The following is a 14,213-nucleotide window of genomic DNA, read 5'->3' as shown; positions in this document are numbered from 1 at the left end:
TGGTGTTAAAAAGCCGATAATTACAAAATAAGTCAACATTAAGGCCTTCATTATCAATTACTATTTCATATTTCGCTCGTTTTCGTCAATTCAAAACACCCATTCATCAATTGGGGCAATCATTTCCTGAATGTTTCCAATATATTTCAGCCCAAAATAATATTGATATGCAAATCGTAAAAGGTCTAGGCTTAATCTGTGCCGTTCTATTTTTAAGTATGGGTTGTAATTCCAAGTCTGAAAAGAAAACCAAATCATCCAACGACTCCAGTATGTCGGAATCAACAGATTTAAATTCTGATGAAGTCTCCACAGCCATTTGTTTATGGCCAAAAGTAGGATTACGCGATAAGCCCGGAAGAAAAGACACCAAATATCTTACTACCATATACTTTGGGGAGACGGTTGAATATCTAAATGAAAAAGAAAAAGCCGAAGATGATAAAGAATATCTAAAAGTCAGGCTTTCAGATGGCAGTGAAGGTTGGGTATATGAATATTTGTTTGCCTTGGACGGAGAATTGGCCATTATCGACAAGGAAACGGAACTCTATAAAAGACCCGATATCATGACATACGAAGGGAATAAATTGGAGCCCATGGACATGGTAGTGATATTGGAAGATGAAGAGCAGGAAGATTGGCATCAGATTGCCAGCATGAAAAGAGAGAAAAAAGGCTGGATTCAAGGAGACATCAGTGCCATACAAGATGAAATTGACGTAAAACTGGGCATCCTATATTGGCGAGCGATGGAAGAGTCGAGCGAAAAGAAATATAAACTACTGGAAAATATTCTGGCCAACCCCAACTTTAAAGAATCAAAATTAATTGATAATGTCAACAAAGCACTATACGAGACTGAGGATGGGGGCGAAGCGTTTTATATTGAAGAACTTGACTCTTTTGAGAACCTATCGTCCAATAATCTGGGAATAACAACCGATTTGGCAAATGTTAGGAAAGAGCCCAACACAAATGGGGAGATTCTATTCCAAGTTGAGAAAGGGGATATTTGCCATATCATAGCCCAAGGAGCGTCATTGGAAAAAATGCATGATGTTACCGATCGTTGGTACAAAATCAATTTCAACGGTCAGCAAGGCTGGGTTTTTGGATATTATACGACCAAAAGAAGAGAATAATCGGGTTATAACTGTTTTGCCTTGAAAATTTTGAATCCCAAAACTGCCCAGCCCAAAATCATCAAAACTCCTCCAATTGGTGTTAAAAATCCGATGACCTTAAAATTGAAGGAGGTCAAACTGTTCAATGCCAACAAATAAATAGAAAACGAGAACAGAATAACACCTAAAAGCACAAAGATAAAAACCGTTTTTTTTGTCTTTGCTTTCATTCCATTCCATCCTCCCAAAAAAAGAAGGAACAAGGCATGATACATCTGGTACCGAACCCCTGTTTCAAAAGTATCAACAGCATCGGAATCCACAAGCTTCTCAAGCCCATGGGCGCCAAAAGCCCCCAACACTATCGCCAACATTCCCAAAAAGGTTCCAGTGAGTAAAATTGTTCTGTTCATAACTTTTATTTGCTATTTTTTTAAAAATATAACAATTTAATACCTTAGTAACGATTAAACAAAAGTAAACAAAACACATGGTCCGCACTATATTGGTTTTAGGCGCAGGTAAATCAACCTCATACTTACTAGATTATTTTCTAAAAAAGGCGAACGAAGAAAATATTCATTTAAAAATCGGAGATCTTCGTCCCGAAAATATCCCCGATGAATTTTCCAGACATTCCAATTGCACGGTATTTACGTTGGATATTTTTAATGAGGCCGACAGGAAAAAAGCTGTATCGGAAGCCTCCATTGTAGTTTCCATGTTACCAGCAAGTCTGCACATCAACGTTGCACACGATTGTATCGAATTCAATAAACATCTTATTACAGCATCGTACATAAGTAACGAACTAAAGGCTCTGGATGATAAAGTAAAAGAAAAGGGCCTTGTATTTATGAACGAAATTGGTCTTGACCCTGGAATCGACCATATGAGCGCCATGGAGGTAATAGATCGCATCCGGGACGCAGGTGGAAAAATGTTGCTGTTCGAATCCTTTACCGGCGGATTGGTAGCCCCGGAAAGCGACACCAATCTATGGCACTATAAATTTACCTGGAATCCCAGAAACGTGGTACTGGCCGGCCAAGGAGGCGCAGCAAAATTTATCCAAGAGGGCACGTACAAATACATACCCTATCAAAAATTGTTCAGAAGGACAGAATTTATGGACGTCGAGGGCTACGGCACTTTTGAAGCCTATGCCAATCGCGATTCCTTAAAGTACCGCGAAGCGTACGGCCTGCAAGACGCGTTAACACTTTTTAGAGGAACCATGCGAAGGGTAGGTTTTTCCAAAGCATGGCAAATGTTTGTGGTCCTGGGCATGACGGATGATAGTTACTCCATTGAAAATTCCGAAGGAATGTCCTATCGCGAATTTGTGAATTTATTTCTTCCCTATTCGCCTACAGATTCGGTAGAGTTAAAAATGAGACATTACCTAAAAATCGACCAAGACGATATTATGTGGGGCAAGCTTTTGGACTTGAACATTTTTGACGACTCTAAAAAAATTCCGCTCAAAAATGCATCGCCTGCACAAATGCTCCAATACATACTTGAGGATAGCTGGACCCTGAAAGAAGACGAAAAGGATATGATCGTAATGTACCACAAGTTTGGATACGAATTAAATGGCGAAAAAAAACAGATTGATGCCAATATGGTGGTCATCGGTGAAAACCGACGTTATACGGCAATGTCCAAAACTGTAGGTCTTCCCGTAGCTATCGCCACCTTAAAAATCCTGAACGGAGAAATTACGACACCAGGTGTACAAATTCCTATAAGCAAAGAGGTATACGAACCTATCTTATCCGAATTGCGTACCCAGGGCATCGAGTTCAAAGAATATCAAGTTCCCTATTTAGGTTACAATCCCGATTCGGTAGCGAGTTAAAATTTGTTAGATTTTGGATACCTTTAGCTATACTTTAAAATTCAAGAAGTGAAAAACAATAACAGTTCCGTAAAAATAGACGGTATTGACAAAAAGATCCTAAGGTATCTCATGGAGGATGCAAGACGACCCATTCTCGAAATAGCAAGAAACATAGGCATTTCGGGAGCCGCAATACACCAAAGACTCCGCAAACTGGAAAGCTCAGGGCTATTGGCAGGATCTAAATTTGTAATCAACCCAAAAGTATTGGGCTATTCTACCATGGCCTACATCGGCATTTATTTGGACAAGGCCATGACCAACCCGCGAGCGGTAAAACAATTGGAAGAAATTCCGGAAGTACTGGAATGCCATTACACCACAGGAAACTGGTCCATACTCATTAAAGTATTGTGCCGGGACAATGAACACCTCATGCAGGTCCTCAATAAAAAAATCCAACAGATCGAAGGAGTATCACGAACAGAAACCTTTATCTCCCTGGATCAGCAAATTGATAGACAAATACGGATTTGATATTTGTATTGAATCTAAATAAATATTACATTTGACCCCATGAATGTAGTATTCAAATCCAAATATTATACACTTTATCAATCCACGGCCGAACGCCGATATTATATCGATTTTGGACAAAAACTAATTCGCATGTCTCTTTGCGAGCTGTTATCCCTTAGGCACAAAATACTATCCATCTCCATAGAAAATCATTTTGATAGTGATTTGAATTCCCACGGTTTCGAAGTTTTGATGCTTTGCAATAAAGAGCATTTGTTCATTCTTAATACCCTAGAGGTACTAGATCTTAAAAATCTTATCCATAATGGTTTTGTGGCCATAGGACTTTCTGCCAAAGCCGAAGCCCTTACGTAAAAGACCTGCTTACTTTTATCCAGTCTTAATTGGTTTCTAAATTAAAGGGACCAGTACACTGTACAGATTTAAATCTGTAACTTTATATCACAATCACATTAGAAACTTAGTATTATGAAAGATATCGCAAGACAAAGTATGAGCATAAAAGTGGAATCCATGGATTTGCTCAACGGACAAATAAAAATGGAAGCCCATGCCTCTGCGACCTATTTGGCCATGGCCTCATGGTGCGAGCAAAATGGTTTTTTTACCAGCGCCAAATTTTTCTTTAAACAAGCAGAGGAAGAACGTGAACATATGATGAAAATCTTCAATTTTTTGGTTGATACCGGAGGGAACCCAATTTCACCGGAAATAACCAATATCAACCACGATTACTCTTCAATTGTTGATGTATTTGAATCTACTCTGGAGCATGAGGTAAAAGTGACCAAATCGATCCACAATATTGTTAAAAAAGCCCGTGAATCCGGCGATATTGCAACCGAGCGTTTCTTGGATTGGTTTGTAATGGAGCAGGTGGAAGAAGAAAATACCGTAAGAGACATCTTGGATATGATCGAGGTAACGGGCACCGAAGGTGTTGGACTCCAAATGATCGACAATCAAGTAGCAAACTGGATTGACTAAAAAAATCCAATCACAACAACCAAAAAGAGGCAGATTTTCGTCAACCTGAACTTGTTTCAGGTTCTCATAGTGATTTTTTTATCAGTTTGACGAGATTCTGAAATGAATTCAGAATGACGACTTCAACACATACAATAAAAAAAGGGGCCGATCGGCCCCTTTTTATTTGAGTTATAATCAATTCTTAATCTCTTCCTCCAAAAACCTGTACCGCCCAGTACAATAGGGAGGCCAAGGCGCCCAAAGCTGCGACCAAATAGGTTCTTGCCGCCCATTTTAGTGCATCCTCTGCTCCGGAATACTCCTCTTGGGTAACCATGTTCTTTTGCTTTAACCACACCAAAGCCCTTTTACTGGCATCGTACTCAACGGGCAGGGTAATAAAGCTGAACAAAGTGGCAAATCCCATCATAATCAAACCAGCAACAGCTATATAAAAGCCAATACCACCCGCTACACCCGTAGCGGCCATCAGCATAATTCCACCAAAAACCACCCAAGTGGACATTCCAGAGGTAACGCTCACCACAGGAACCAATTTGGAACGCATGGTCAACCATTCATATGCCTGCGCATGTTGTACCGCATGTCCACATTCGTGTGCCGCCACCGCGGCAGCAGAAGCATTTCGTTGGTTGTACACACCTTCACTAAGGTTTACGGTTTTATTCTTAGGGTTGTAGTGGTCCGTCAACATTCCGGGTGTGGAAATAACCTTTACATCCCTTATTCCATGATCATCCAGCATTTTTTGGGCAATCTCCGCACCACTCATCCCATTGCGCAAATGCACCTTGGAATACTTCTTGAACTTACTCTTTAATCGGTTGCTCACCAGCCAGCTGATCAGGGCAATTCCCCCGATCAATATATAATATGTCATCATAATTTAATCGTTTATATAAATATACCACATAAATGCAAAAACCCCGCCAAATCGTGGCAGGGTTAAAATACTGTCAAAATGTTAGTCCAGTTAGACCAAAACCGGATCTAAATGAAAAGTTTCGGCGATCTCTTTGTAAATAATCTCTCCTTCAACAACATTCAATCCTTTTTTTAAGGACGGATCTAATTTACATGCACTTCTCCATCCTAGATTGGCCAATTGTAGCACATAGGGCAGTGTAACATTCGTCAAGGCAACTGTAGAAGTATAAGGCACTGCCCCTGGCATATTGGCTACACAATAGTGAACTACATCATCTATAATAAAAACCGGGTCCTCATGGGTTGTAGGCTTGGTGGTCTCCACGCATCCTCCCTGATCTACGGCAACATCGACAATTACGGTGCCCGGATGCATATCCTTTAGCATATCCCTGGTGATCAAGTTGGGTGCCTTGGCCCCTTTTAAAAGCACTCCCCCAATAATAAGGTCGTGCGTTTTTATATGTTTTCTGATGTTGAACTCGTTAGAAAAACCGGTTACAACATGACTTGGCATAATGTCGTTCACGTACCGGAGGCGCTTCATGTTCACATCCAAAATAGTGACCTGCGCACCCAGACCTGCTGCCATTTTAGCAGCCTGAATACCAACAGTACCCGCTCCCAGAACCAAAACGCTACCGGGTGAAACTCCGGGAACTCCACCCAAAAGCACTCCTTTTCCCTTAACAGGCTTTTCCAGATACTTTGCTCCTTGCTGTATTGCCATTCTGCCGGCAACCTCGGACATTGGGGTTAACAAGGGCAAGGTTCCATCTTCATCTTCCACCGTTTCGTAAGCAATACAAATGGCCTTACTCCTGATCATGGCCTTGGTCAAGGCTTCACTGGAAGCAAAATGGAAGTAGGTAAACACAATCTGTCCTTCCTGAATTAGGTTATATTCTTCTGCTATGGGCTCCTTTACCTTAACGATCATATCGCTCATGGCATACACTTGGCCAATGGTATCCAAAATTGTGGCCCCGGCCTGCTGATAATCCTGATTAAAAAAACCACTGCCTTCACCTGCACCTGATTGCACGTAAACCGTGTGATTGTTCTTTACCAATTCAAATACTCCAGCGGGCGTCATGCCCACCCGGCTCTCATTGTTTTTGATTTCTTTCGGTATCCCAACAGTCATTTTGTTGTTTTTAATGGTTTCTGGGACCAAAGTTGTACAAAAAAAATGAATCACAACAGAAATAATCGATAAAAAGCAGGGGTGGCAGGTTATATAATTACTTTTTTAACATTTATACCCTCTTTTAACATGGGTATAATTAATTTTTTTACATGTTTTTGACATTTTACCCCTTATTTTTTAGAGGTTATTGTATTTTAAATAAAAAAGCATGCCGATCGGCATGCTTTTTTGAGGGTGTTCTTATAAAATTCGTATTGATTTTATCGTAAGGTGATGTTTTCGTCAACCTGAACTTGATTCAGTTTCCATAAAACTGATTTAATCGTATGAGATTCCGAATCGAGTTCGGAATGACAGCAACGATTTATCGGATTACCCAACAATATTTACAATCTTACCTGGAACCACGATTACCTTTTTAGGCTCTCTGCCCTTCAATTGATCCTTCGTTTTTTCGTGGGCCAGCACCGCGGCTTCAATATCCTCCTTGCTCATATCCAACGGCAACTCCAATTTGAAGCGCATTTTTCCATTAAATGATATCGGGTATTCCTTACTGCTCTCCACTAAATACTTCTCTTCGAACTTAGGAAACGGCACTTCGGCAATGGACCCGGTATTGCCCAACCGCTCCCAGAGCTCTTCGGCAATGTGCGGCGCGTAAGGTGAAACCAAAACTGCCAATGGACCCAGAATCGCCTTGCTGGTACATTTTTGAGATGTTAACTCGTTTACACAGATCATAAAGGTAGACACGGATGTATTGAACGAGAAGTTTTCGATATCCTCTTCCACTTTTTTGATGGTCTTGTGCAGCGTTTTGAGATTATCGGCGGTGGGTTCCGTTTCGGCTCCGCTCAGCGACCCATTTGTATATAACTTCCAAAGTTTTTTAAGGAAAGAGTGTACTCCGGAAATACCAGCCGTGTTCCAAGGTTTGGACTGCTCCAATGGCCCTAAAAACATTTCGTACAAACGAAGGGAATCTGCCCCATACTCTTCACAAATGGCATCGGGGTTCACCACATTGTATTTGGATTTGGACATTTTTTCGACCTCGCGGCCTACAATGTACTTTTCATTTTCTAGAATGAACTCCGCATCTTTATATTCAGGTTGCCATTCCTTAAAGGCCTCCACATCCAATTCATCGGAAGCATTTACCAAAGAAACATCGGCGTGAATTTTAATTACCGCTTTTAAAATTCCATCTAACAAGTTTTTTAATACTGGGAATTTCTCTTTTAGTGCGGCTTCTAGAGAAGGAAAATGTGAAAATATTTTTAACTCACCATCACCGAAATCTGCATTCGGATACAATTGATTAGTCAACAAGTCCTTTGATACTAAAATCTTATTATTATAACGTCCTATAAATTTTGTTATTTGATCAACTTCTTCTTGAGAATATTTCCTCCCTTGGATGAAATTACCCAGTGAATCCGTAAAATCTTTCAACTCCAATCTATAAACAAACGCACTCGTACCCGTAATCATCCCTTGATTGATCAACTTTTGGGCAAACTCGTCTTTGGGCACATAACCCATATCGAACATAAACTTCTGCCAAAAGCGGGAATACAACAAGTGGCCCGTAGCGTGTTCGCTACCTCCAATATATAGATCTACATCTTGCCAATAGTTAATGGCTTCGGGAGAGAAAATAGCGTCATCATTACGTGGGTCCATATACCTATTAAAGTATTGGGAACTTCCCGCCCAACCCGGCATGGTATTTAATTCTAGAGGGAATACAGTTTCATGATCAATTAATTGATTATTGACCACTGTACATTGTTTTACGTCCCACGCCCATTCTGTGGCGTTGCCCAATGGTGGCTCACCCGTTTCGGTGGGAAGATATTTTTCCACTTCGGGCAATTGTAAGGGCAAATGCTCCAAATCGATCATTTGCGGCATACCATCCTTATAATATACAGGAAATGGTTCGCCCCAGTAGCGCTGACGGCTAAATACGGCATCGCGCAAACGGTAATTCACTTTTCCTTCGCCATGTCCGATCTTCTCCAACTCGGCAATGGCTTTCTTCATGGCATCCTTATAAGATAATCCATTCAAAAAGTCAGAATTGGCAATAATAGTAGTTTCCTTATCAGCAAATGCCTCTTCGGAAATATCCACCCCTTCAAAAATATTGGGGATATCTATATTATAATGTTTTGCAAAATCATAATCGCGTTGGTCGCCGCAGGGTACGGCCATAACCGCTCCCGTTCCATAACTGGCCAACACGTAGTCGCCAATCCAAATCGGGATAGGTTCTTTGGTAAACGGATGCTCTGCATAAGCTCCCGTAAATACCCCTGAAATGGTTTTTACATCGGCCATACGGTCGCGCTCGGAACGTTTTGCCGTAGCTTCCACATAAGCATCAACCTCGGCTTTTTGTTCCGGGGTCGTAATTTTGGCCACCAATTCATGCTCAGGAGCCAACGTCATAAAACTTACACCGAAAATGGTATCGGGGCGGGTGGTGAAGACTTCTATCTCGTAAGGCTTCTCGACTGCGCTCGAAGTGACATTCCGGTCGCTTCGACTACGCTCAGTGTCCAACACATTAAATGTCACCGATGCGCCCACGGAACGCCCAATCCAGTTCGTCTGGGAATCTTTTAATGGCTGAGGCCAATCAATTTTATCCAATCCATCCAACAAACGCTGGGCATAAGCGGTGATGCGCATACTCCATTGTGTCATTTTTTTACGGACTACGGGGTGACCTCCACGCTCGGAAACCCCATTTACGATTTCATCATTGGCCAAAACGGTTCCAAGGGCAGGACACCAGTTTACTTCGGTATCCGCCAAATAGGTCAATCTGTATTTTAAAAGAATTTCTTGCTTTTCCGTGTCGGAATACGCATTCCAAGTGGCTGCATCAAAACTTGGGACATCATCATCACAAGCGGCTTCAACATTGGTATTCCCTTCTTTTTCAAAAATGGTGATCAGACTGGAAATGTTTTCTGCTTTGTCGGATTTCTTATTGTACCAAGCGTTGAACAATTGGATAAAGATCCATTGTGTCCACTTGTAATATTGTGGGTTGGAGGTTCGCACTTCGCGGCTCCAATCAAAAGAAAAACCTAGTTGGTCCAATTGCTCGCGGTACCGGTTAATGTTGTTTTCCGTCGTAATCGCAGGATGCTGACCCGTTTGAATCGCATATTGCTCCGCTGGCAACCCGAAGGAATCGTAGCCCATGGGATGCAATACATTGAATCCTTTGTGTCTTTTGTAACGCGAATAGATGTCCGTGGCAATGTATCCTAGCGGGTGCCCTACGTGCAGGCCTGCCCCCGAGGGGTAAGGGAACATCGACAATGCATAAAATTTAGGTTTATCGGAATCGTTGGATGCCTTAAAAGTTTCATTTTCTGCCCAATACTTCTGCCATTTGGCCTCAATCTCGCGGAAATCGTAATTCATTGTTAATCTTGTTCAATTTCGTGTGCAAAAATAGGTTTAATCCCCTAAATACAATTTACTTTTCTATTTTTACATACTGATTCTACTATATGAGCCAATATATTGAACGATATCAGAGACGAAAACTGATTTCCTCCTACTTTTCCGTGGCTTTGAGCATTGCCCTGGTCCTGTTTCTTTTGGGTGTTTTGGGCCTTTTGGTGCTCAACACCAAAAAATTGGCAGACCATTTTAAAGAGCAGATCACTATTTCGGTGTTTTTGAAAGATAATGCCAAGCCGGTCGAGATTGACCAGTTACAAAAAAGTTTGGCCCTTGCGGAGCACACAAAATCCGCCGAATACATTTCCAAAGAAGATGCGGCGGAACAATACAGCGAAGATATTGGCGAAAACTTTGAAGAGTTTTTGGGCTACAATCCCTTGAAAAATTCCATCGATGTGCATTTAAAGGCCGATTTTGTCTCTCCACAACAAATTGATGAGATTGCAGAAGACTTGGCGGCCAAGGCCTACGTGGACGAAGTTAGCTATGACAAACCCTTGATCTCCTTGCTCAACAACAACGCACGGAAAATCAGTTTATGGATATTGGTGGCCAGTGCTGTTTTCACCGTAATTGCCGTTTTATTGATCAATAGTTCCATCCGACTTTCCATTTATTCCAAAAGATTCATTATTAAAACCATGCAAATGGTAGGCGCCACCAAAACCTTTATCCGAAGGCCTTTTATCTGGACCAACATTAAACTGGGCATGGTCGGGGCAGTTGTCGCTTTGATCGGGTTGGGTGTATTGGTGTTCTATATCGACAAAAACTTCCCCGAACTGAATCTTTTGCAAGATTATATCGTTCTCATTATTTTGTTCGTTAGTGTATTTGGTTTGGGCGTTATCATTTCGTGGGCCAGCACCCATTTTGCGACCCAACGCTTTTTAAACCTGAGAACGGACGATCTTTATTACTAAATTTGCAGCATGAGCAAGAAAAACAACAACGGTTCAAAGCCTACAAAAGAATTTGTTTTCCAGAAGAAAAACTATCTCTTCCTATTTATAGGTATTGCCTTTATTGCCCTTGGGTTTATTTTGATGAGCGGTGGCGGAAGCGACGACCCCGAAGTATTCAACCCCGAGATATACAACTTTAGAAGAATCCGCCTTGCACCAACCTTGATTCTTATCGGTCTAGGCATTCAAGTGTACGCCATTTTGTTGAATCCTAACAAGAAAAACAAGGAGTAATTTGGAGATAATCGATGCTATTATCCTTGGAATCATTCAGGGATTGACCGAATTTTTACCCGTTTCGTCCAGCGGACACTTGGAATTGGGAAAAGCCATATTGGGAGCACAGGCCGTTCCAGAGGAAAGCCTTTTATTTACCGTAATCTTGCACTTTGCCACGGCACTGAGCACCTTGGTGGTATTTCGGAAAGATGTTTTCGATATTTTGAAAGGCCTCTTTCAATTTAAATGGAACGAAGAGACCCAATTTTCCTTAAAGATTGTTATTTCGATGATTCCCGCCGCCTTGGTAGGATTGTTTTTAAACGATTTTATCGAAGTGTTTTTTGATGGGGCCATTGTAATCGTAGGGATAATGCTCATAATTACGGCATTTTTACTGTATTTGGCAGATTTGGCCAAAACTACGGAAAAAGGTGTTTCCTTTCGTAGTTCCTTTATTATTGGAATGGCACAGGCCGTTGCCATTCTGCCCGGTATTTCCCGAAGTGGGGCAACTATTTCGGCTGCCGTACTTTTAGGAGTTGACAAGACAAAATCGGCACGTTTTTCCTTTTTAATGGTAGTCCCGTTGATCTTGGGAAAAGTGGCCAAAGATCTTATGGGAGGCGAAATCAATTTTCATGGTGATCAGGCCATAGCCATGGGGGCAGGGTTTGCAGCCGCTTTTTTTGCCGGATTGGCGGCCTGTACCTGGATGATCAAGCTGGTACGCCAGAGCAAGCTTAGTTATTTTGCCATTTACTGTTTAATAGTTGGGTTAATTGCCCTTGCTTGGAGCATTTGGGGATAGATCAGTATATTTGATGCCAAAATCCCAATTTTTTGAATACCCAAGAAGATTTTTTGAACGGTCGGATACTCTTGATCGATAAGCCTTTGGAATGGACTTCGTTCCAAGCAGTGAATGCCCTAAAATGGGCCATCCGGAAAAAATTCAATCTAAAAAAAATTAAAATTGGCCACGCTGGAACATTGGACCCTTTGGCCACTGGTTTGTTGATTATCTGTACGGGGAAATTCACCAAAAAAATTCCAGAGCTTCAAGGGCAGGTAAAAGAGTACACCGGAACTATTACTTTGGGAGCTACTACGCCTTCATACGACCTGGAGACCGAAGTGAACGAGACCTTTCCCACAGAACATCTTACCAATGAATCAATCCAAGAAGCCACGACACAATTTTTAGGAGAGATTGACCAAGTACCCCCTATTTTTTCAGCCTTAAAAAAAGATGGGAAGCGATTATATGAACTCGCCAGGGAAGGCAAACAAGTGGAGATAAAATCAAGAAAAATAGAAATTCTTGAATTTGAGATCACCCGAATTAATCTCCCCGAAGTGGACTTTAGGGTAGTGTGCAGCAAAGGGACCTATATACGTTCGCTTGCGCACGATTTTGGCAAGGCTTTAGGGTCCGGGGCCCATCTTAGCAAACTAAGAAGAACCAAAATAGGGGATTTCAACGTAGATAATGCTACAAGCCCCAATGTTTTCAAGGAAAAACTTGAGGTAAATACACCGACCTAAATAGGTCCAAATAAAATATTTTAATAAAAAAGCGGTTATAGTAAAGCCATGAACCTTAACAAGAGCCAGTTATCACTTTTGATTACTTTCTTCTCTATGTCCATAGTGATTTTATTGCTTTTCAATATTCACCTAGGGGGCGTACAAGAGGATGAGTATGTTATTGAAATGAGCCTGGCCGACGAGGATATTGAAAAGCTTATTGAGGAAGAGGAAGAGAGACTGGAAGAAATGCGAGCTGCCAATGACCCCATTAAAAGCCACATGGCCCTCAACGAAACCGCAAAACCCAGTGTTGGCAACCCAGAGCCCCTAAAAACACTGGAAGAGCTCATGGAAGAAAGAGCTTTGAGCAGCGAATCCGGGGAATATGCCGATAATTCCGGTTTCGAAGATCAATTAAAAAAACTCCGGGAACAACGCGACGAAAAGAAAGAAAAATTAGGGGAACGCGATGCCCAAAAAGAAGAGTACACCAACTATTTAAAAGATCGGCGCACTTCCATTTCCTATTCATTGGTAGAAAGAAATGCCTATTATCTTCCTCCGCCTATTTACACCTGTATTGAAGGCGGCAAAGTGGTGGTGAACATTACGGTGGATAACAACGGGTATGTTACCGAGGCAAGTTTTAACGATAAAAGTTCCGGAACCAATAATGGTTGTTTAGTGGACAATGCCATTGCCTATGCATTAAAAGCACGCTTTAGCCCCGATTCCAAAAATTCGCAGATCGGAACCATAACCTACCTATTCCAAGGCAAGTAGTTCCAATATATCCTCTAGGATATTTTGCCCTTTGTTCTTATTGTACCACACCTGTAGTTCCTGTTTAAACTCGTCGGTAAGTTTCCCGTGTTGCCTTTTGCAGTCCTCTACCATTTTAGTGGCAATGCTAGGTCTTGGGCCCCATTCACCGACAATTTCATTTTTGTTCTTGTCCAGCACGATCACCTTGGGGATAGAACGTGCTCCTTTGGTAAGAAATGCATCCATAAGGTCAAGGCTCTCATCCCGTAAAACGATCTTAAAGGTAATATTGGGACTAGCTTCGGCTATTTTGGCGATTACGGGCAAGCTGGCCGCCGCATCACCGCACCAACTCTCGGACAGGGCCAAAAAAACAAGTTGCCTATCCAGGTTGCTCAACTTTTGTTGATCCTCTTCCGAAATCTTAAAGGTCTTCTCCCACCGCACCATTCTACGGTCGCCAAGTTTGGTATAATTAATTAGGGCATCGGATTGAACAGGACCAGTAGTTTTACCGGATTTTGCGAGTTCGCTCACCAATTCGCTATAAGTTCTGTAATCCATCCCTTTCTGAAGATATTCCCGGACTATTTCCAATCGATTCTTTTCCAATACTTCCATAAAATTGATTTTTTCAAAAGTACATTGGGCCATCC

Annotated in this window: 15 protein-coding genes; 10 read left to right on the top strand and 5 right to left on the bottom strand. The window is 41.7% G+C overall.

The window, feature by feature from the left end; genetic code table 11:
* The first annotated feature begins 167 nt into the window (after nt 1-167).
* Nucleotides 168-1,145: an SH3 domain-containing protein gene (locus tag ACXAFK_RS03275; protein ID WP_474956785.1), complete on the top strand. Its 978-nt coding sequence runs from the start codon at nt 168-170 to the stop codon at nt 1,143-1,145.
* A gap of 5 nt (nt 1,146-1,150) precedes the next feature.
* Here the strand turns inward: ACXAFK_RS03275 and ACXAFK_RS03270 are convergent, their stop codons facing one another.
* Nucleotides 1,151-1,540, bottom strand: coding sequence for a DUF423 domain-containing protein (locus ACXAFK_RS03270; protein ID WP_474956784.1), 390 nt, complete (start codon nt 1,538-1,540; stop codon nt 1,151-1,153).
* 77 nt (nt 1,541-1,617) lie between these two features.
* Here ACXAFK_RS03270 and ACXAFK_RS03265 point away from each other — a divergent pair, with 77 nt between their 5' ends.
* The 4 genes from ACXAFK_RS03265 to ACXAFK_RS03250 all read left to right on the top strand — a co-directional run bounded on the left by ACXAFK_RS03265 (nt 1,618) and on the right by ACXAFK_RS03250 (nt 4,500).
* Entirely contained in the window at nt 1,618-2,991 is a 1,374-nt protein-coding gene (locus ACXAFK_RS03265; RefSeq protein WP_293298760.1) for a saccharopine dehydrogenase family protein, read from the top strand.
* Nucleotides 2,992-3,039: 48 nt separating this feature from the next.
* Nucleotides 3,040-3,510, top strand: a complete 471-nt coding sequence (locus tag ACXAFK_RS03260; RefSeq protein ID WP_224836253.1) for an Lrp/AsnC ligand binding domain-containing protein — start codon at nt 3,040-3,042, stop codon at nt 3,508-3,510.
* Nucleotides 3,511-3,549: 39 nt separating this feature from the next.
* Entirely contained in the window at nt 3,550-3,867 is a 318-nt protein-coding gene (locus ACXAFK_RS03255) for a hypothetical protein (protein WP_224836252.1), read from the top strand.
* A 114-nt stretch (nt 3,868-3,981) separates the two neighbouring features.
* Complete coding sequence (locus ACXAFK_RS03250; protein WP_474956783.1) at nt 3,982-4,500, top strand: ferritin; 519 nt, start codon at nt 3,982-3,984, stop codon at nt 4,498-4,500.
* A gap of 184 nt (nt 4,501-4,684) precedes the next feature.
* Here ACXAFK_RS03250 and ACXAFK_RS03245 read toward each other — a convergent pair whose 3' ends face one another.
* From ACXAFK_RS03245 to ACXAFK_RS03235, 3 genes are all read right to left on the bottom strand, one after another.
* Nucleotides 4,685-5,386 (bottom strand): zinc metallopeptidase, encoded by a 702-nt coding sequence (locus ACXAFK_RS03245; protein ID WP_224836250.1) that lies wholly within the window; start codon nt 5,384-5,386, stop codon nt 4,685-4,687.
* Nucleotides 5,387-5,476: 90 nt separating this feature from the next.
* Nucleotides 5,477-6,577 carry an alanine dehydrogenase gene (gene ald / locus ACXAFK_RS03240; protein WP_474956782.1) on the bottom strand — a complete coding sequence of 367 codons (1,101 nt, stop codon included), beginning with the start codon at nt 6,575-6,577 and terminating at the stop codon, nt 5,477-5,479.
* A 375-nt stretch (nt 6,578-6,952) separates the two neighbouring features.
* Nucleotides 6,953-10,030 (bottom strand): leucine--tRNA ligase, encoded by a 3,078-nt coding sequence (locus tag ACXAFK_RS03235; protein WP_474956781.1) that lies wholly within the window; start codon nt 10,028-10,030, stop codon nt 6,953-6,955.
* A gap of 89 nt (nt 10,031-10,119) precedes the next feature.
* Here ACXAFK_RS03235 and ACXAFK_RS03230 point away from each other — a divergent pair, with 89 nt between their 5' ends.
* Genes ACXAFK_RS03230 through ACXAFK_RS03210 form a run of 5 tightly spaced genes read left to right on the top strand, consistent with a single transcriptional unit; the run spans nt 10,120 to nt 13,575 of the window.
* Entirely contained in the window at nt 10,120-10,998 is an 879-nt protein-coding gene (locus ACXAFK_RS03230) for a cell division protein FtsX (protein WP_252080761.1), read from the top strand.
* A gap of 9 nt (nt 10,999-11,007) precedes the next feature.
* Complete coding sequence (locus ACXAFK_RS03225) at nt 11,008-11,274, top strand: DUF3098 domain-containing protein (RefSeq protein ID WP_293298747.1); 267 nt, start codon at nt 11,008-11,010, stop codon at nt 11,272-11,274.
* Between the two features lies 1 nt (nt 11,275).
* Entirely contained in the window at nt 11,276-12,070 is a 795-nt protein-coding gene (locus ACXAFK_RS03220) for an undecaprenyl-diphosphate phosphatase (RefSeq protein ID WP_224836245.1), read from the top strand.
* 32 nt (nt 12,071-12,102) lie between these two features.
* A complete protein-coding gene (gene truB / locus ACXAFK_RS03215) occupies nt 12,103-12,807 on the top strand; it encodes a tRNA pseudouridine(55) synthase TruB (RefSeq protein WP_474956780.1) in 705 nt (234 codons plus the stop codon).
* A 48-nt stretch (nt 12,808-12,855) separates the two neighbouring features.
* The gene (locus ACXAFK_RS03210; protein ID WP_252080764.1) at nt 12,856-13,575 is read left to right on the top strand and encodes an energy transducer TonB family protein; all 720 of its coding nucleotides are present in this window, start codon (nt 12,856-12,858) and stop codon (nt 13,573-13,575) included.
* Here ACXAFK_RS03210 and ACXAFK_RS03205 read toward each other — a convergent pair.
* A complete protein-coding gene (locus tag ACXAFK_RS03205) occupies nt 13,558-14,178 on the bottom strand; it encodes a thioredoxin family protein (protein WP_252080765.1) in 621 nt (206 codons plus the stop codon). The two genes, ACXAFK_RS03210 and ACXAFK_RS03205, sit on opposite strands and share 18 nt — an antisense overlap.
* Between the last annotated feature and the right edge of the window lie 35 nt (nt 14,179-14,213).

The organism is Flagellimonas sp. ABD4_174 (genome assembly GCF_056160185.1).
The sequence above is the reverse complement of the archived record's forward strand: the minus strand, read 5'-3'. Positions and strand labels throughout refer to the sequence as shown.